14 protein-coding genes are annotated in these 19,283 nt (G+C 30.0%); 13 read left to right on the top strand and 1 reads right to left on the bottom strand.

The window, feature by feature from the left end:
* Positions 1–29: 29 nt before the first annotated feature.
* Positions 30–1,013, top strand: coding sequence for a permease prefix domain 1-containing protein (locus DMR38_RS17135; RefSeq protein ID WP_127722463.1), 984 nt, complete (start codon positions 30–32; stop codon positions 1,011–1,013).
* A gap of 468 nt (positions 1,014–1,481) precedes the next feature.
* On the top strand, positions 1,482–2,729 hold the full coding sequence (locus tag DMR38_RS17130) for a leucine-rich repeat domain-containing protein (protein WP_127722462.1): 1,248 nt from the start codon (positions 1,482–1,484) through the stop codon (positions 2,727–2,729).
* A gap of 255 nt (positions 2,730–2,984) precedes the next feature.
* Here DMR38_RS17130 and DMR38_RS17125 read toward each other — a convergent pair whose 3' ends face one another.
* The gene (locus DMR38_RS17125) at positions 2,985–4,445 is read right to left on the bottom strand and encodes an aminotransferase class I/II-fold pyridoxal phosphate-dependent enzyme (protein WP_127722461.1); all 1,461 of its coding nucleotides are present in this window, start codon (positions 4,443–4,445) and stop codon (positions 2,985–2,987) included.
* A gap of 264 nt (positions 4,446–4,709) precedes the next feature.
* On the opposite strand from DMR38_RS17125, the gene DMR38_RS17120 reads away from it, so the two are divergent.
* From DMR38_RS17120 to DMR38_RS17070, 11 genes are all read left to right on the top strand, one after another.
* Positions 4,710–6,437 carry a phospho-sugar mutase gene (locus tag DMR38_RS17120; RefSeq protein ID WP_127722460.1) on the top strand — a complete coding sequence of 576 codons (1,728 nt, stop codon included), beginning with the start codon at positions 4,710–4,712 and terminating at the stop codon, positions 6,435–6,437.
* A gap of 23 nt (positions 6,438–6,460) precedes the next feature.
* On the top strand, positions 6,461–7,543 hold the full coding sequence (locus DMR38_RS17115) for a tetratricopeptide repeat protein (protein WP_127722459.1): 1,083 nt from the start codon (positions 6,461–6,463) through the stop codon (positions 7,541–7,543).
* A gap of 35 nt (positions 7,544–7,578) precedes the next feature.
* Complete coding sequence (galU, locus tag DMR38_RS17110; protein WP_127724131.1) at positions 7,579–8,496, top strand: UTP--glucose-1-phosphate uridylyltransferase GalU; 918 nt, start codon at positions 7,579–7,581, stop codon at positions 8,494–8,496.
* A 238-nt stretch (positions 8,497–8,734) separates the two neighbouring features.
* Positions 8,735–10,573: a nucleoside-diphosphate sugar epimerase/dehydratase gene (locus DMR38_RS17105; protein ID WP_127722458.1), complete on the top strand. Its 1,839-nt coding sequence runs from the start codon at positions 8,735–8,737 to the stop codon at positions 10,571–10,573.
* Positions 10,574–10,591: 18 nt separating this feature from the next.
* On the top strand, positions 10,592–11,773 hold the full coding sequence (locus DMR38_RS17100; RefSeq protein ID WP_127722457.1) for a glycosyltransferase: 1,182 nt from the start codon (positions 10,592–10,594) through the stop codon (positions 11,771–11,773).
* A gap of 7 nt (positions 11,774–11,780) precedes the next feature.
* Positions 11,781–12,893, top strand: a complete 1,113-nt coding sequence (locus DMR38_RS17095) for a glycosyltransferase (protein WP_127722456.1) — start codon at positions 11,781–11,783, stop codon at positions 12,891–12,893.
* Positions 12,894–12,925: 32 nt separating this feature from the next.
* On the top strand, positions 12,926–13,927 hold the full coding sequence (locus tag DMR38_RS17090) for a glycosyltransferase family 2 protein (protein ID WP_127722455.1): 1,002 nt from the start codon (positions 12,926–12,928) through the stop codon (positions 13,925–13,927).
* A 38-nt stretch (positions 13,928–13,965) separates the two neighbouring features.
* The gene (locus tag DMR38_RS17085) at positions 13,966–15,255 is read left to right on the top strand and encodes an O-antigen polymerase (RefSeq protein WP_127722454.1); all 1,290 of its coding nucleotides are present in this window, start codon (positions 13,966–13,968) and stop codon (positions 15,253–15,255) included.
* Positions 15,256–15,311: 56 nt separating this feature from the next.
* Positions 15,312–16,292 carry an acyltransferase gene (locus tag DMR38_RS17080; protein ID WP_127722453.1) on the top strand — a complete coding sequence of 327 codons (981 nt, stop codon included), beginning with the start codon at positions 15,312–15,314 and terminating at the stop codon, positions 16,290–16,292.
* A 180-nt stretch (positions 16,293–16,472) separates the two neighbouring features.
* Positions 16,473–18,017 (top strand): murein biosynthesis integral membrane protein MurJ, encoded by a 1,545-nt coding sequence (murJ, locus tag DMR38_RS17075; protein ID WP_127722452.1) that lies wholly within the window; start codon positions 16,473–16,475, stop codon positions 18,015–18,017.
* A gap of 39 nt (positions 18,018–18,056) precedes the next feature.
* Positions 18,057–19,259, top strand: coding sequence for a maltose ABC transporter substrate-binding protein (locus DMR38_RS17070; protein WP_127722451.1), 1,203 nt, complete (start codon positions 18,057–18,059; stop codon positions 19,257–19,259).
* Positions 19,260–19,283 lie beyond the last annotated feature (24 nt).

Genomic DNA, 19,283 nt, shown 5'->3' with positions numbered 1-19,283 from the left:
GATTCAATTAAGTTTGGGAGGGGAATGTCATGGACAGAATTAATAACTACATTAAGCAAATTTATAAAAGTTTTAATGATAAAGATAAAGATGTTAAGATATTAAAAGAAGAAATGAAAACTCACTTGAATGAGAGAACAAAAGAGCTTCAGAATAAGGGATTAAATGAAGATGATAGTGTTGATATTGCTATAAAAGAGTTTGGACCAGTAAAGGAAGTAGACGCTGAATTATCATTAATTATTTCAAAACGGAAAAAGTTTTGGAAGTGTTTGTTTTTATGTGCTATAGTTATTTACTTAATTGGTGCTGCATTAGGGTTAACATATAATAAAGGTTTATATGCTCTTTATAAAAACGGTTTTGGTACCCACTACTATAAACAGTCTTCCTACATAATTAAGTTTGAATTAGAGGATATTTTAAAAAACGAAGATAACTTTAGTAAAGACACTGAAAAAAAAATAACTGAAAAACTTGATAGATATAATTCTCAAAACAATAATGGTATTTATTATTGTTCTGTAAGGAAAGATCATAAAGAATTATTTTCATATAATAAGGGGAATGAAATTCCAAAATCAGAAAAGGATACTGGTTTTGAAACATACTATATTTATGCTAAGGATAGAAAAACTTTAAAATATAGTGTTGTTTTCGAGTATACAAAGAGTCAAGACATACTAGATGATAAGGGAATGGATGAGTATGGAAAGTTGTATAATAATAGCTTTTGGAGTAAATTTGAGTATTATAGCTATATAGTATACTTTGTATCATGGATAGTATTTGCTATAGCATTTTTAGGTATAATTTATTCAGAAAGAAAATTACCTATATTTTTTATAGTATTAGTTTTTCTAGAAACTTGCGGTTTATTTTGCATACTCTTTGATGATAATAACCATGGTTGGATGGGATTTATGTCAAGATACACCATAGCAGCAATACTTATTACTGGATTAATAGCTGCAATCTTATATAAAAAGATAAATTCAAGGAAAGTATTTTAAATTTGCTAATTTATAGTAGATGGACTTTCTTTTTATCTGATGGCTACCTACTGTAACACCTCCACATACACAGCGAAAGCGACTATCAAAGTTTGAGGTATTAGAACTCCTAAGCTTCAGCAATTTAGAGTTCTTATGCTATGCATAACATTAGCTACACTACTAGATAACTTATCTAAACTTAGTGGGAGAAACAAAACTCTAAAGAGAAAGTGATTCACTTTAAATCAAAGATTTAAGTTCTCTGCTTTTCCCACTAAGTAAGATTCATTGATACATAAAGATAAGCAGGTTGATTTATAAAACAACTAGGATGACGATAATAAAGCTGAATTTAATAATTTTATTATTTCTAAAATATATGAGAGTATTTTACAATACAGTGTTAAATAGTAAAAACCTTCCCTTATCATGTAGAATATAATTTACAAAAAAGGTATAATAATCTATAAGAAGGGGATGTATAAATTGAAAAATAAGTTTATAATGGTGTCTTTTTTATGTGCTTTTATATTATTTTCACCTAGTGTAAAAGCAGCTAATTTTATTAATAATCAAACAGTAGCTCCAAGCAAAACTTGGACAATTAAATTTACAGATAATATTGGGTTTGATGATGTAACTAAGCAGGGTATAACTGTTACAGACGGCTCAGGTGATGTCCTAAATGTAGGTATTCATTTAGGACAGGATGGAAAAACAGTTATAGTAACAGCTCCAAAAGGTGGATATACATCAGGAGAAAGCTACATATTGAATATTGGTAGTAAAGTACACTCTACTAAAGGGAAGGTATTGAAGAATGAATACAAGCTACATTTTAGTGTTAAAAATAACACTAATAATGATAATATAGTAATGTTCAAAGATAAAAAATTGGAACAATTAATAAGAAATAAAATAAGTAAATTAACTGGAGATATTTATAAAAGTGATATTAAAAAAATAACAGAATTAAATATAAGATATTGCGGAATTCAAGATATTAGTGGAATAGAGAAACTAACTAATTTGCAAGAGCTTAATTTGAGTGGCAATGACATTCGTTGCATAGATGTATTAAAGAATTTAACTAATTTGAAACGGCTTATTTTGTCTGATAATCCAATTAGTGGTACAGATATACGATCTTTAGAAAATGCTTTACCTGGATGCGAGATTATTGATATGGTTGTAGCTAAAAAACCTAATATATATTTATATCCAGAGAAAACGGAAGAATTATCAGTAAATGTTACACCTAAAGGTAAGATAATTAAATCAATTCCGAAATATAATGTGGGATGGAAAATAACAGTTGACCCAAGTGGAAAGATTGACAATACTTATGATTTTTTGTTTTATGAAGCTTCACTTAATTATAAATTTACCTTAAATAAAGGCTGGATCATAAATGAAGGTAATTTTAATGAAGAAATGAATAACATATTGACTTCTATAGGTTTAAATTCAAAAGAAAAAGTAGATTTTATTGAATATTGGTCAAAAGAGTTGAAATGGAAAAGCAGTAGATATGCAGCATATTATCTTGATCCGAAAGAAATAAATGAAGCAATTAAACTTAATTTATCTAAGAAACCTGATTCAATTTTGAGAGCTTATTTTTATTTTGTACCCCTTAATAATAATGAAAATTTAGACATTAAGAAACCAAAAATAAATAAATTTAAGCGTAATGGATTCACGGTTGTTGAATGGGGGGGAATTTGCAAATAATATTTCTAACTAAAAATTAAACTTATACTTAGGAATATGCTGACAAAATTGAAATTACATTTAAAAACTTTTTCAATGAGTTTCAGTAAGGTATTTTAGAAAATCTTAAAAGCTTATATATGTCTGAGGTACGAATTTACATAAGCTTTTTTAGATTTTCAAAATAGCGGACTTTAGACTTATTAAAAGTTTTTATTGTGATGAAATTTGTCAGTATGTCTCGCAGTGTAATTTTATTTTTGTTTGAGAAATATATTACTTTACTACTTTGATATATTCAACTTCAGGGTCTTCTGTACCTTGAACATATAATCCAGTATCTTTTAGCTCTTGTACGTAGTCTACAATATCTTTTGTTATTTCTTCGCCAGGGCAAAGTACTGGTATTCCAGGAGGATATGCCATTAAAAATTCTCCACTTATCATGCCTATGCTATTTTTTAATAGCACCGATGTTTTTTCAGAATTAAAAGCATCTCTTGGAATTTTTAATTGTACTGGTATAGAAGGTATATCCAGAAAATCTGATTTCCTATTTCCTCTCCCGTAGTATTCTGTGCTTACTTCTTCTAGAGAATTTATAAGGGCATCTATATTTTCTTTAGTATCTCCAAAAGAACCAACAGCTAAAATATTATATAAATCTGAGAGCTCCATTTGTATATGATACTTATTTGACAAAATCATATCTAAATCATAACCTGTAATACCCAAATCTCTACAGGTTATGGTTATTTTGGTAGGATCAAGGGATACTACGCCGGGGTTGCCAACTAGTTCTTCCCCAAAACAGTAGAATCCTGGGATATTGTTAATTTTATACCTAGCATAACTTGACAGGTCAATAGCTTTATTCAGCAGTTCTTTCCCCTGGAGAGCTATTTGTCTTCTGGCACAATCCAGCGAAGCCATTAAGACATAAGAAGGTGAAGTTGTCTGCAGTAGAGATAAAACTTGTTGAACCTTGTGTATATCAATACGTTCTGAGCGAACGTGAAGCAGCGAACACTGAGTCATGGCTCCTATTATTTTATGAGTACTTTGGGAACACATATCGGCACCAGCTTGCATAGCTGATATTGGTAAATTATCGTTAAAACCAAGGTGTGGTCCATGGGCCTCATCTACAATTAAAGGAATATCATAATTGTGTACTATATCTGATATTTTTTTAATGTCTGCAGCTACTCCGTAATAGGTAGGATTTATAATTAAAACAGCCTTTGCATCAGGATTTTGTTTTAAAGTATCCTTTACGGTTTCAGAAGTAACACCATGGGCAATTCCTATTGTTTTATCTAATTCAGGCTGCATATATACAGGTATTGCACCACTTAATATAATTCCAGCAGTAACCGATTTGTGTACATTTCTTGGAATTATTATTTTATCTCCTGAATTCACTACAGACATAATCATGGTTTGTATAGCACCAGATGTTCCGTGTATTGAAAAAAAAGCGGCATCAGAGCCATAGGCATCTGCAGCTAATTGCTGTGCCCTCTTTATTGGACCAGTAGGATGGTGAAGACTATCCACTAATTTAAACACGGTAACGTCAATTTTAAAGGGATTTTCTCCCATAAAATTTTTAAACTCTTCGTCTATACCGTTCCCTTTTTTATGACCTGGTACATGAAAAGGAATAGTATTTCTATTTACGTATTCCATTAATGCGTCAAACAGTGGAGTTTCACTTTGATCTAATTTATACACCTTGATAAACACCTTCCTTCAAAAAAAATACCCTTTAACTCTTGGAATTAAAGGGATAATCATACTTAGTAAAAACTAATATCATTATATGTTAATTCACATAGAGATTCAATAATACCAATTTATATAAATAAATTAACCTAAAATTAAGAAATAAGTTATATATATATATTATGAGGTAAAAATATGGTTGTATACATGTTTTTAGATATAGTTTATAGTATAATAGTAAATGTTAAATATTGCATATAGGAGGTAAAGATAATGTATAGAGAAAAATATGAATATTGGTTGAGTTCACCTTATGTGGATGACGATGGAAAAATAGAACTAAAAAATATAGAGGATGAAAAGGAAATAGAAGATAGATTTTATAAGGATTTGGAATTTGGCACAGGAGGTCTTAGAGGCGTAATAGGTATAGGAAGTAATAGAATGAATATATATACTGTGGGAAAAGCTACAGAAGGATTATCAAAATATCTTATAAAAAAATATAATACAAATATTTCCGTATGCATAGCTTATGATTGTAGAATAATGTCCAAGGAATTTGCACAGGCTGCTGCAAGTAATTTATGTGCTAATGGTATAGAAGTAAATCTTTTTAAAACTCTTCATCCAACACCAATGCTCTCCTATGCAGTAAGAGAACTTAAAAGCAAGGCAGGTATTGTTATAACAGCATCTCATAACCCAAAGCAATATAATGGATATAAGGTATATGGGGAAGATGGTGGACAGGTAACAGATGATTTTGCAAATAAAATACTATCTTGTATAGAAAGTATCAGTGATTTTTCAGAAATAAAACATATGGATTTAAAGGAAGCTGAAAGCAAAGGTATACTTCATATGCTGGGAGAAGATATAGATAAGTCCTATATAGATAAAGTAAAGAACCTGGCTATAAGGAAAGATCTTATAAAATCACATGCAAAAGATTTAAAAATAATATATACTCCACTGCATGGAACTGGTAATATTCCAGTGAGGAGGGCGCTTAAAGAACTTGGATATGAAAATGTGAATATAGTAAAAGAACAGGAAAGTCCAGATGGAAGTTTTCCAACAGCAGAATATCCTAATCCCGAAGATCCTAGAGTTTTTAAGCTGGCTTTAGATATGGCACAGACTATAAAACCAGATATAATATTTGGAACAGATCCAGATTGTGATAGAATAGGGATAGTAGTGAAAAATGTAGAAGGCCAGTATAAAACACTTACTGGAAATCAAGTAGGTGTTCTTTTAACCCATTATATTCTTTCATCCTTAAAGGAAACTGATAAATTACCGAAAAATGGTGTTGTAGTAAAAACTATAGTGACTACGGAGATGGCTCAAGATATAGCAAAAGAATATGGAGTAGAATTAGTAAATGTGTTAACTGGGTTTAAATATATAGGAGAAAAAATAAAAGAATTTAAAAGTAAGGGAAATAAAGACTATATATTTGGATTTGAAGAAAGCTACGGCTACTTAGCAGGAGATTTTGTAAGAGACAAGGATGCTGTAATTGCCTCTACTCTTATATGTGAAATGACATTGTACTATAAAATGAAGGGCATAAGTCTTTATGAAGCTTTACTAGAACTTTACAAAAAATATGGATTTTATAAAGAAAAATTGATTTCAGTAGAACTTAAAGGAAGAGAGGGTCATGAAAAAATAGAAAATATTCTTCAGTATATGAGACATTCCATGAAAAGAACACTTGGCGATACAAAAATAGTTAAAAAACTAGACTATAAGTTAAGTGTAGAAAAAGATTTAATAAATATAAATGAAAGTAAAATAGATTTACCTAAGTCAAATGTTCTGAAATTTATTATGGAAGATAAATCCTGGTTTGTAGTTAGGCCTTCAGGAACGGAGCCTAAAATAAAAATTTATCTTTCAATAATAGGAAATAGCTTGAAAGATGCTGAAGAGAAAATGAATGTATTTGAGAAAAGAGTTATGAAAATAATAGACGATGTAAATTGCTAATAAATTGTGTAGGTGGTAAATTAATGGATATAAAATCACATTTTGCAGAAAAATTATCTAAATTATTATTTGTAGAAGTAAATGAAAAAAGTTTAGAAAAAATATTTAAAGTTACTTTTTCAGGAGATATATATTTGCCTTTAAATTCTAAAAATATAGTTGACGATGTTAAAATTAAAAACAATATGGATAGAATACCAATAGGGTATTTTGTTGAAGGTATGTTTTACGTATTAGGTGCAGATGAAAATTTTAGGTTTAGCAATCACTATAAAAGTATAATAGTTGGAAATAATGAATATATTAGATTTATAAAAGGTATAATAGCGAAGAATTTTAAAAATAAAGAATATGAAGATGCCTATATATTATTAAAAGGCTTATCTATTATGGAAGATTCTACAGAAATATATGACAAACTTATAGTCATGGTAGATGAGATTAGAAAAACCAATAAAATCTATAAGGAAGAGGAGTTGGAAATATTAAAAAAAGCCGAATCCAAAGAAAATTATGCACTGCCATATCTTTATGAATCCCTTATTAAAAGAGAAGATGGAGATTATGAAAAAGCATTGTTTTATATAAATAACTATGTAGGAAAAGGTGGAAAAGAAACCTTAGAGATAACAGACATGAAAGAGGAACTCAAATCTATTGTACACTATGACAGGGGAAAAGAGCTTTTAGAAGATAATCCTGAAGAAGCATTAAAATTGTTGATACCTCTTATGGATACTTTTGGAGATAATGCTTCTTTGTATTACTACATAGCAGTTGGATATAGAAAACTAGAAAATTATGAAAAGGCAATTTATTACTTAAATGATGCACTTAATATAGACAGCAGTATAGTAGAAATTGTAAACGAAATGGGTATAAATTATGCATCTATTGGAGACTATGAAAAGGCTATAGCTTATTTGAGAAAAGCATTTGAAGCCACCAGATCCGTAGAAATATGCACTAATCTTATAATGTGCTATTTGGACTCTGGAAATTTACAAGATGCAAAAAAACATCTGGAAATCGCAAAGAAAATAGATCCTAAAGATGAAGTAGTTATTGAAATAGATAATTTTATTAAGAAGATTGAAAAAAAGTAATCTTATGTAACATGAATGTGAAAGGAGATTTTAAGGTGAATGTAAAAAAGGCTATAATACCAGCTGCTGGTCTTGGAACAAGATTTTTGCCAGCAACGAAGGCTCAACCTAAGGAAATGCTGCCTATAGTAGATAAACCTACCATCCAATATATTATAGAAGAAGCAGTAGCATCTGGAATAGAAGAAATTTTAATAATAACGGGAAAAAATAAGAGGGCAATAGAAGATCACTTTGATAAATCCGTAGAATTGGAACAGGAACTGGAGAATAAAGACAAGAAAGATCTTTTGAAAATGGTACAGGATATATCGAATATGGCAGATATATACTACATAAGACAGAAGGAACCTAAGGGCCTTGGCCATGCAATAAGTTGTGCAAAAACTTTTGTTGGAAATCAACCTTTTGCAGTAATGCTTGGTGATGATGTGGTAGATAGTAAGGAACCTTGCTTAAAACAGCTTATAAAATGCTATGATGAATATAAAACTTCAATTATAGGTGTACAGGAGGTTCCTAAAGAATACGTAGATAGATATGGTATAGTAAAAGGAATGTATATAGAAGATAAGGTATACAAAGTTAAAGATTTAATAGAAAAACCTAAAGTGGAAGAGGCTCCATCTAATATAGCCATACTTGGAAGATATATAATAACACCATCCATATTTGAAATATTAGAGAACACCACTCCAGGAAAGGGAGGAGAAATTCAACTCACAGATGCCCTGAGAACCTTAGCTCAAAATGAAGCTATGTATGCGTATAATTTTGAGGGAAGAAGGTATGATGTAGGAGACAAACTTGGATTCTTACAAGCCACTGTGGAATATGCCTTGAAGAGAGATGAATTAAAAAAGCCTTTTATGAAATATCTTTTGTCTCTAAAAGAACAAAAGATATTTAAAGAAGTTTATGATGATATAACTTCTAATTCTCAGAAGAAATAGAGTTTAATAAATTGCATCTATAATTTTAGAATTTATGTAAAATTATAGATGCAATTTATTTAGTAACAAAAAATTAATTAATTTATCAATACTGCTGGTGAAATAGAACAGCAGTATTAAATTGTGTGATGCGTGGCATTACCTGTTAAAAAACATGTTGAATAATTTCGTTTATGATGTAAAATAGATAAAGGGAGTTTTTATATAAAATTTTTACAATAATTTAGGAAGTGTTGAAATGCAAAAAGACAAAAAACTCATAGTATACGATATATTATTTCTTATAGGTTCCTTATATTTTGCCTTATTACTTAAATTTGATTTTAATATACAGCAGGAATATATAATATTTTTAAAAATTTCAGTTATTCCTATGGTAATTATAACTTTAGTATTTAACAAAGTTTTTAATTTATACGATAGTATATGGAAATATGCATCAGTAGAAGAGTTAATTTCTATTGTATATTCTGTTTCTGTATCCAATATTATATTTGTAATTTACAGCTATTTTATAAATTATAAGTTCCTTGAAAATAGGTATTATAGATTTCCATATACCGTACATATAATTTTTTGGATATTATCTGTGCTAACGTTAGGTGGAATAAGATTTATATATAGGCTGCTTCAAGATAAAAGCGTAGGAGAATATAAAAAAATAAGAAATAAAAGGCTGCTTATAATTGGTGCAGGAGATGCATCTGCAGTTCTTATAAAGGAAATAAAGAAAAATAGAAATTTTAATTATGATGTAGCTGGACTTGTAGATGATGATGAAACAAAAAGAAAAAAATTGATAAATGGTATAAAAGTTTTAGGAGGAAGAGATGACATACCAAGAATATGCAAGGAAAGAAGTATAGAAGAAATAATAATTGCAATGCCTTCTGCAGATATAAAGACTAAAAGGGAAATCATAAATATATGCAAAAGTACAAAATGCAAGCTTAAAACTTTACCTGGCATATATGAAATGATAGATGGAAATTTAAATATGAGCAAATTAAGAGATGTAAACATAGAAGACCTTCTTGGAAGAGATGAAGTTAAACTTAACAATGAAAATATAAATAAGTACATAAAGGATAAGGTTATAATGGTCACAGGTGGGGGAGGATCTATAGGATCTGAGTTATGCAGACAGATAGCTAGATTTGGTCCAAAGCAGCTTCTGATACTAGACATATATGAAAATAACGTTTATGATGTGCAGATGGAATTGAACTATAATTATCCAAAATTAAATAAAGCCATAATTATAGCTTCTATAAGGGATGAAGACAGATTAAGAAGTATATTTGACAAATATAGACCTGAAGTGGTTTTTCATGCAGCTGCTCATAAGCACGTTCCACTTATGGAAGGTAATCCGGCAGAAGCCGTTAAGAATAATATAATTGGTACCTATAATGTATTAAAATGTTGTGATGAATTTGAAGTGAATAAATTTGTTCAAATAAGTACGGATAAGGCAGTTAATCCAACTAATGTTATGGGAGCTTCAAAGAGATTTTGTGAAATTATGGTGCAGGCTTTTGACGAAGTTAGTGAGACTGAGTATGTAGCTGTAAGATTTGGAAATGTTTTAGGGAGTAATGGTTCGGTAATTCCACTTTTTAAAAAGCAAATAGCCCATGGGGGACCTGTTACAGTAACCCATCCTGAAATAAATAGATTTTTTATGACTATACCTGAAGCAGCACAGCTTGTAATTCAGGCAGGTGCCATAGCCCATGGTGGAGAAATTTTTGTACTTGATATGGGGAAACCTGTAAAAATAGTAGATTTGGCTAAGGATCTAATAACTTTGTCTGGATATGAACCTGATGTGGATATAAAAATAGAATATACAGGTTTAAGACCGGGAGAGAAATTATATGAGGAACTTCTTATGAATGAAGTAGCTTTAACTTCCACGGAACACGATAAGATATTTGTTGAAAAACCAGCTAAAATAGATATGACTTTTGTGGAGGAGTCTATAAAACAGTTTAGAGAAGTGGTAAATGAAGATAAACAGGAAATAATTAAACTTATAGAGGAAAAAGTACCAACCTATAAGAGAAAAAAATAGCAAAAGGATGAATAAGCCATGAAGAATGTACTAGTTATTTCACATATGTATCCCTCATGTTCTAACAGTGTTTTAGGTATTTTTGTCCACAAACAAGTGCAAAAACTCATAAATGAAGGCTGTAGGGTAAAGGTTGTGTGCCCTGTTCCCTATGTACCAGCTTTTTTAGGAAACATAAAGAAGTATAAAGCTTATATTGATATTCCATCTAAAATGGTACTTGATGGTGTGGAAGTTTTTTATCCTAGATATATAGAATTTCCGGGAGGGTTATTCCTTCAATACTCAGGATTTTTTATGTACTTAGGCATAAGGAAAATTATAAGCAAATTGTATAAAAAGTTTAAATTCGATGTAATACATGCACATACAGCTATACCAGTAGGATTTGCAAGTATAACTCTTAGTAAAAAGTATAAAGTGCCTTTTGTAGTGACAATTCATGGTCAGGATTTTCAATATACTATAAAAAAGAATAATATGTGTAGAAAAAATGTGACTAAAGTTTTGAAAAATGCAGACAAAATAATAACTGTCAGTAATAAGCTGAGAAATATTATAGAAAAAAAGGAGCTTCTAGATAAAACAGTAGTAATAAATAATGGAATTAACCCGGAAGAATATGTAGCAGATAAGCAAATTGAGTTAGAGGGAGATTATGTAATGCTCAGTGTGTCTGCTTTAATAAAGACAAAAGGAATAGATTTGAATATAAGAGCTGTTTCAAAACTTGTAAATATGTATCCTACTATAAAATATTACATAATTGGTGATGGAGAGGAATACAGGAATTTAAAAAGACTTGTAGATAATTTGAGTTTAAATAAAAATGTGATTTTCTTAGGAAAGTTACCTCATTCTCAAGTAATAAAATATATGTCCCCAAAGTGTGATGTATTTGCACTTCCAAGTTGGCAGGAAGGTTTTGGAATAGTGTATATAGAAGCGATGAATAGTGGTATACCCGTTATAGGTGTTAAAGGTCAGGGAATAGAGGATGTTATTGTGGATAAAAAAAATGGATTTTTGGTTGAACCTCATGATTTAGATGATTTAGTTTGTACTATAGATTATATATTGAGTCATAAGGATAAGGCTAAAATTGTAGGTGAAAATGGTAAGAAAACAGTATTAAGTGAATTTACCTGGCTTAGAAATGCTCAGAAAACTATTCATATATACAATGAGATTATGAGGTGAAATAATATTGAATATTGCAATGATACTTACAAATGGATTTGATCCTGATCCCAGGGTATATAAAGAGGCAAAGTCTTTGACAAAACTTGGCCATAAAATTACTATATTATGTTGGGATAGAGAAGGGACTTATATTGATAAGCCTGAAGAAAATTTGGATGGCATAAAAATAGTAAGATTTTTTGGAAATGCCCAGTATGGGAGTGGATATAAGCAGGCTTTTAAATTTTTAAATTTTAAAAGAGATGTATACAATTATTTAAAAAATAGAGATTTTCAGGCACTCCACTGCCACGACTTTGATGGACTTTTTATAGGCCTTGGTATAAATAAAAAACTTAAGTTGAAGTTAATATATGACGAACATGATCTTTTTTATATGTACTTTTATAACAGAAAAGGATTTTTAAACAAGTGTATTTATAATTTAATAATTTTAATGGAAAGACATATGTTAAAGAAAGTAGATACTCACATAGTAGTTACCCCAAAAATGAAGGAACTTTACAGTAAAATAAGTAAAAATATTTACATAGTAAACAATGCTCCTTATAAAAATCTATTTAATAACATAGAAAAAACCCCAAATGATAAACTTAGAATTGGTTTTATAGGATCTGTCAGATATTATGATGAAATGAAAGCATTAATTGATGCTTCTCAAAAATACAGCAAGTTTGTGCAAATAGTTGTTTGTGGAAGGGGAATATACTCTGAAAAGCTTGCTGAATATTCAAAAAAGTTTTCAAATGTAGATATAAGAGGAGCTTATCATATAGATCAATTAGAAGAACTTTACAGAAACATAGATGTGACCTATGCCTTTTATCCTGGAGATACGGCTACTATATCTATGCCAAATAAGTTTTATGAAAGTATAATAACGGAGACCCCAGTTATTGCAAACAAGATTACAGAGTTTGGATATGAAGTTTGCAAAAACAATTTTGGATATGGAATAGATGGTGCTAATCTTAAGAATACATTAGAACATATCATAGGAAAACTTATAGAAGATCGGGAAGAAAAGAAGAGTATAGTAGACAATATGAAAAGATTGAAGGATAATTATTTCTGGGAAGCCAATGAACCGATATTAAGTAAAATATATGAAAAGTAAACTACTTCCAGAAAACTGAAAGGGAGATTTGTATGTATAATAAGGATACAGTTTCAATAATAATTCCTGTGTACAATGAAGAAATACATATAGAAAAGTGCCTTAATTCCATAATAAATCAAACTTATGATAATATTATTGAAATATTGGTTTTAGATGGTATGTCTACTGATTCAACTAGAGATATAATAGGAAAATTTGAAAATGAGAAGATTAAAATAATAGATAATCCTAAAAAAATACAATCTGCAGGATTAAATAAGGGAATAAAGATGGCAAAAGGAGATATAGTTGTAAGAGTAGATGGCCATGCACTTTATGATAAAAATTATGTAAGTGAATGTGTAAGCACTTTAAATAAATTAAAATCACAAAATGTAGTAAATGTAGGAGGACCTACTTATCTTTTAACATCAAAATCCTATATAGAAAATTGTATTGTTTTTTTACATGAAAGTAAATTTGGGATAGGTGTAGCTAAATTTAGGCAGAAGGATTACCAGGGATTTGTAGATACAGTTTGGAATGGAGCTTTTTGGAGATGGGTATTTGATAAAGTAGGATTTTATAATGAAAGTTTAGCTAGAAGTGAAGACAATGATATGAATAATAGAATATTAAAAGCTGGATATAAAATATATCAGAATAAAGATATAATATCTTATTATAAACCAAGAAGCAGTGTAAAAAAGATAATATCTCAAAATTTTGCAAATGGGAAGGAAATAGGAGGTTCTTTAATTACAAACAGGGAAATAGTTAGAATAAGGCATCTTGTACCTTTAATCTTTCTTCTTACCATACTGTTGTTTGGTGCAACATATAGATTATTTTTACTCAGCAAAGTTATAGAAATTTTAGCACTGGGAAGTTATTTCCTTGTGGATATACTTGAATGTATAAAGATAGGTTCAAAGAATGGCATAAAGTATATGCCACTTATGTTTATATTATTTTTCTTACTGCATATTGCCTATGGCGCAGGAACTGCAGTTGGATTTTTTAAATCACTTGTGCTTGGTAGATCTAAATGATAAGTTATAAGTGATTAGTGAAAATAGGAGGTTTCTGGATGATACATAAAATTTATAATATGATAAATAAGGATAGCAAGATATTATCTATTATCTTATATTTATTCATAATAGCTGCACTAACATTTGGATATATACATTCAATAGAGTACTATAAATCTTTTAATTTTATAATAAATCAGGGTATTTTGAAAAGGTCACTTATTATGCTGCCTTTGTTTGTAGTTATAATATATACGGCTGTTTTTTTACTGCCTCATAGAATTGAAGAACTGACAAGTTTGTATTGGCTTTTGTTTTTAATTTTAAGTACTACACCACTTCTAATAGTATATATTATGAGTGGACTTGGAGATAGTAAAAATTCACCGGTATTTATATATACAATAGCTGCAGTAGGCTTAATAGGAGTTTTGCTTACTAGTAAGTTTGATTTTAAAATACCTCAAATAAATATTAGCCCTAAAACTTTTTGGATAGGCTTAATAGCATTTATGGTAGTTGGTTATGGATATATAATCTATAAGCTTGGAATGCCTACTAAAATAATTCAGGCTTTTAAAGATGTATATTCAGTAAGATTGGATTACAGGGACCACGCAGGAAGATTTGTAGATTATTTTGTACAGTGGCTTGGGAATATAATAAATCCATTTATACTTGCATTTTTAATATACAAGAGAAAATATAAACTTGTATTCATACCTTTTGTGCTTCAAATTATACTATATGGGTATGCTGCATATAAGAGTCAATTTGCAGTTCTACTTTTAGCACCGTTTTTTGGAATGATATTGAGATATGGAATAAAGAGGAGTTTTATAGAAAAAATAATGGCACTTGCTGTAGCTCTTGGAATTGCAGCATTATACCTAAAAAAATTATCGATATATTTGCTCATAATAATAAGAGTGTTCTTATGGCCTTCACTTATAGCACTAGAGTATTTTGATTTCTTTTCTATGTACCCTAAGATGAAGTTAGCTCAGAGTATACTAGGACATTTCTTTAAAAATATATACAATATGGATCCTAATTTCTATATGGCTACAGTGTATTATGGAAGACCGGATATGAGATTAAATGTAACCTGGTATGGAGATGCCTATATGAATTTTGGAATTATAGGCATAGTGCTATTTGCCATACTACTTTATTTCATAATGATAATCATAAGATCTGTAGAAAGTAAAAATATACTTTTAGTATCTACTCTGCTTTTTGGAGGCATAATGGCGCTGTTTAATGGACCTATACTTACTACACTGCTTACTAATGGCTTGGGTCTTGGGGTACTTCTGGCATATTTGCTGCCTAAGGAAATATAATATAATTAGTTTTACTAAATTTTTAGTGTTGATTGCTTGTGGAGGAGTAAAGAGTGATGAAGAAGTATTATAAGGATATGGATATAGCTAGAGGAATAGGTATATTTTTAGTAGTGCTGGGACATTCGTTCCCTGATTCACAGTTTAATGGCAGTGCGGTTTATGCCTATATATATAAACTCATATATTCATTCCATATGCCTTTCTTTTTTGTTATATCAGGTTTTTTTGCCTATAAGATATATAGTATAAAGACTGTAAGAGATTATGGTAGTTTTGTTTATGGAAAATTTAAAAGACTTATGGTTCCATATTTTGCAGTGTCACTAGTGGCGGTACCAATAAAATTGTATATGAATAACTATGCTGCGAGACCGGTAAAACTAAACAGTCTCATAACAAATATATTGATTTATCCTTTGGATATTCCAATACAATATTTTTGGTTTATATATACATTATTTTTCATATTTGCAGTTGCACCAATTTTTAAGAAATTACCTATAAATTTGACTTTAATAATAACTTTGTTTTTAAATCTGTTGTTTACAAAGCAAATAGGTTTATTTTATGTGTATGGTATAATTCATTATTTGTTTTACTTTTTCTTCGGAATATATTTGAAAAACACTTATGATAAATGGAAAAATATTAGAAATAAATATGCTGTAGTTTTAGTATTTTCCATAGTTCTTATGGCTATGAATGTATTTGATGTGGGAAAGGGAGCGTATCCTTACTACAACCTAGTTACATCTCTTCTTGGAAGCAGTATATTTTTAATGGTATCCCAACTCATAATGAATACTTCAGGTGGAGAATTGTTTAGAAAAGTGGGAAAATACAGCTATGATATTTACCTCTTGTCATGGTTTTCACAAACAGGAGCCAGGGTTTTATGTTATCAAATGTTGAAATTAAATTATAGCTTTGTAATTGTAATAATGATTTTAGTAGGATTTATACCTATTTTAATATGTAAATGGATACTTAATAAAATACCTATACTAAGTAAAGTATTTTTAGGACATCGATAAAGATGTTAACAGTCTATTTTCAATTCGTTGTATATGAAATTGATTAGTGATAAAATACTTGAAGATATAATTTACACATTAGGCATTTGAAAGAAAATAGGATAGCATACTAACTTGATATTTCTTTGAAAATGCTTTAGGCAGTGCTTAGATGCAGGTAGGATAATTTTGGAGGAAGATATGAAGAAAGATGGGCTTGTTAAAGCTGCTGGTGTAGTAATGGTAATTTCAATGGTAAGCAGGGTAATAGGATTTGTAAGGGATGCACTCATTGCCAGTGTATTTGGAGCATCTGCTAGTTCAGATGCCTACACTATGTCACTTACCATACCAAATTTGATGTTTAATTTATTTGGGATTGCGATTACTACCACTTTTATTCCAATACTCAGTGAAACATATAGTAAACATGGCAAAGAAGAAATGTTTAAATTCGCCAATTGCATAATGAACATTCTAATGATTATTTCGCTGATTTTATGTGCTTTAGGGTGGATATTTACTACAGATATAGTAAATATAATTGCTCCTAATTTTAAAGGTGCAAGGTATAACTTAACCATATTGTTAACTAGGATGAGTATGATAAATATACTTTTTTTGAGTTTAAACAGCGGCTATACGGCAGTACTTCAAACTTTAGATGATTTTACAGCTCCGGCATTAGTTGGAATAGCAATGAACATACCTATAATAGCTTATGTATTAACGGGAAGTTATTATGGGATTGTAGGACTCACAGCAGCTACTATGATTGGAAATGGACTTCAGATAGTGGTACAAATTCCGTGGCTTATAAAAAATAAGTATAAATACAGTCCTAAAATGGATTTAAAAGATCCTAAGATAAAAAAAATGCTTTCATTGATTGCTCCAGTTGTGATTGGAACAGGTGTTAATCAGGTAAATGAAGTAGTTCAAAAGAGAATGGCTTCTGGTCTTGTAATAGGAAGTATAGTGGCACTTGATTACGCAAATAAATTAAATATGCTTGTTTATTTCACTTTTGCATCTGCAATAGTTACAGTTATATATCCTTCTTTATCTAGGGATGGAAGTCTTAAAAATTATGATGATTTTAAATCACATATAAGCGCAGCAGTAAATAATATCAATATTATAGTAATACCAGCTATAGTAGGAATGCTGATACTTAGAGTTCCTGTAATAAGTGCACTTTTCATGCACGGTGCATTTAATAGGCAGGCAGTTAATATGACTGCTGATGCACTACTTTTCTTGGTATCTGGACTGGTATTTTGGGGCATAAGGGATGTATTCAACAGAGCTTTTTATGCTATTCAAGATACTACTACACCTATGATAAATGGAGCTTTAGGTGTAGCTGTAAATATAGTTATGAGTATAGTACTTGTAAAAAAGATGGGTATAGGAGGACTTACTTTAGCTACAACAATTTCTGCTTTTGTAAGCTGTGTTCTCTTAGCTAAGGATTTAAGAAAAAGAGTTGGAAATATAAATGGATTTAATATGTTTAAAGTTGGAACAAAGATAATGGCTGCTGCAGGTACCATGGGAGTGTGCATATTTTTCATAAATAATTACCTGGGAAATTTACTAGGTGGATTTAAGGGACAGCTTTTGACATTGATAATTTGTATTATAGTTGGTGTAGTGGTATATGTAATTATGCTGCTTGTTCTTAAAGTAGAGGAGCTCACTAGTATAATAAGTTTGATCAAAAAGAAATTAAAAATCGCATAGATTTGCCAATTATATAGTGAAAAGGAGAAGAAAGTTCTAATGAAGAAATTTTATAAACTTATATCTGTGGTTTTAGTATTTGCACTTTTTTTAACTGGCTGCACAGCAGATACGGCAGGTACAGGTAAAAATGAAAAGGAAATAGTAATTTGGTCACATCTTACAGATCCTGAAATAACCGAACTTAGGACTTTAGCAGATCAGTGGTCCAAAACCTCGGGATATAAGGTGATAATTCACTCAGATAAAGGAGACAACAGGGCTTATATTGAAGCATCCTTACGTAATATGGAACCAGATATAGAATTTGGGGTATCCCATGACAGAATGGAAAAGCTTCATAATGAAAAATTACTAGCACAGGTTCCAGATAACCTTATAGATAAAAATAAATATATACCATCGGCACTTGAAACTGTATCTTTTAAGAATAAGATGTATGGAGTACCTATATCTATAGAAACCTATGGACTTTATTATAATAAAGATAAAGTTAAAAAAGTACCTAAGACCCTGGAAGAATTGATTTCAATGGGAGAAAAGCAGGGATTTCAGTATGATATAAATAACTTTTATTTAAGTTTTCCTATCCTTCAAGCAAATGGTGCTTATATATTTAAAAAGGTAAATGGTGATTACAATGTAAAAGATATAGGACTTAATAATGAAGCTGCAATTAGAGGATATACCATGGTTCAGGATATGGTTCAGAAGTATAAGTTGATGCCTGAAAAGATAGATAGTATAACTGCGAGAAACAATTTTAAAAATGGAAAAACAAGTTTCTATGTAAGTGGATCTTGGGATCTTCAAGAACTAGATGCATCAGGACTTAATTATTCTGTAGTACCTTTCCCAAAATACAATGGTAAACAGATGACATCCTTTGTAACGGCACAGGTAGCTTATGTAAGTTCTAAGTCTAAGCATCAAAAAGAGGATTGGAGTCTTATGAAATATCTCATTAATCATTCTAGTACTCCACTTTTTAAAATAACAGGAAGAATTCCTCCATATAAAGTGGATTACAACATAAAAGAAGTGAAAAATGACCCTAAGGAAAGAACTTTTGTAAAGCAGTCCGAGTATGGGCAAATACTGCCAAATGTATCTGAGGTTCAGGCTCTTCAAAATGCAAACAAGGTAATGGCAGAGCTTACTTCTGGAAAGATAACTCCAAAGGAATGTGGACAAAAAATAGAAAAGGATATACTTGATTTTATTGTAAAAGAAAAGCAATAATAGGTATGTGAAGATGACAAAGAA

The organism is Clostridium sp. AWRP, from assembly GCF_004006395.2.
Lineage (GTDB): Bacteria > Bacillota > Clostridia > Clostridiales > Clostridiaceae > Clostridium_B.
Note: the sequence above shows the minus strand (reverse complement) of the source record. Positions and strands in the feature narration are given on the sequence as shown.

Excerpts from the sequence above, each read along its gene's own strand:
- DMR38_RS17135 (WP_127722463.1), top strand. The coding sequence starts at position 30 with ATGGACAGAATTAATAACTACATTAAGCAAATTTATAAAAGTTTTAAT.
- murJ (WP_127722452.1), top strand. The coding sequence starts at position 16,473 with ATGAAGAAAGATGGGCTTGTTAAAGCTGCTGGTGTAGTAATGGTAATT.
- DMR38_RS17100 (WP_127722457.1), top strand. The coding sequence starts at position 10,592 with ATGAAGAATGTACTAGTTATTTCACATATGTATCCCTCATGTTCTAAC.
- DMR38_RS17090 (WP_127722455.1), top strand. The coding sequence starts at position 12,926 with ATGTATAATAAGGATACAGTTTCAATAATAATTCCTGTGTACAATGAA.
- DMR38_RS17085 (WP_127722454.1), top strand. The coding sequence starts at position 13,966 with ATGATACATAAAATTTATAATATGATAAATAAGGATAGCAAGATATTA.
- DMR38_RS17115 (WP_127722459.1), top strand. The coding sequence starts at position 6,461 with ATGGATATAAAATCACATTTTGCAGAAAAATTATCTAAATTATTATTT.
- DMR38_RS17080 (WP_127722453.1), top strand. The coding sequence starts at position 15,312 with ATGAAGAAGTATTATAAGGATATGGATATAGCTAGAGGAATAGGTATA.
- DMR38_RS17105 (WP_127722458.1), top strand. The coding sequence starts at position 8,735 with ATGCAAAAAGACAAAAAACTCATAGTATACGATATATTATTTCTTATA.
- DMR38_RS17070 (WP_127722451.1), top strand. The coding sequence starts at position 18,057 with ATGAAGAAATTTTATAAACTTATATCTGTGGTTTTAGTATTTGCACTT.
- DMR38_RS17120 (WP_127722460.1), top strand. The coding sequence starts at position 4,710 with ATGTATAGAGAAAAATATGAATATTGGTTGAGTTCACCTTATGTGGAT.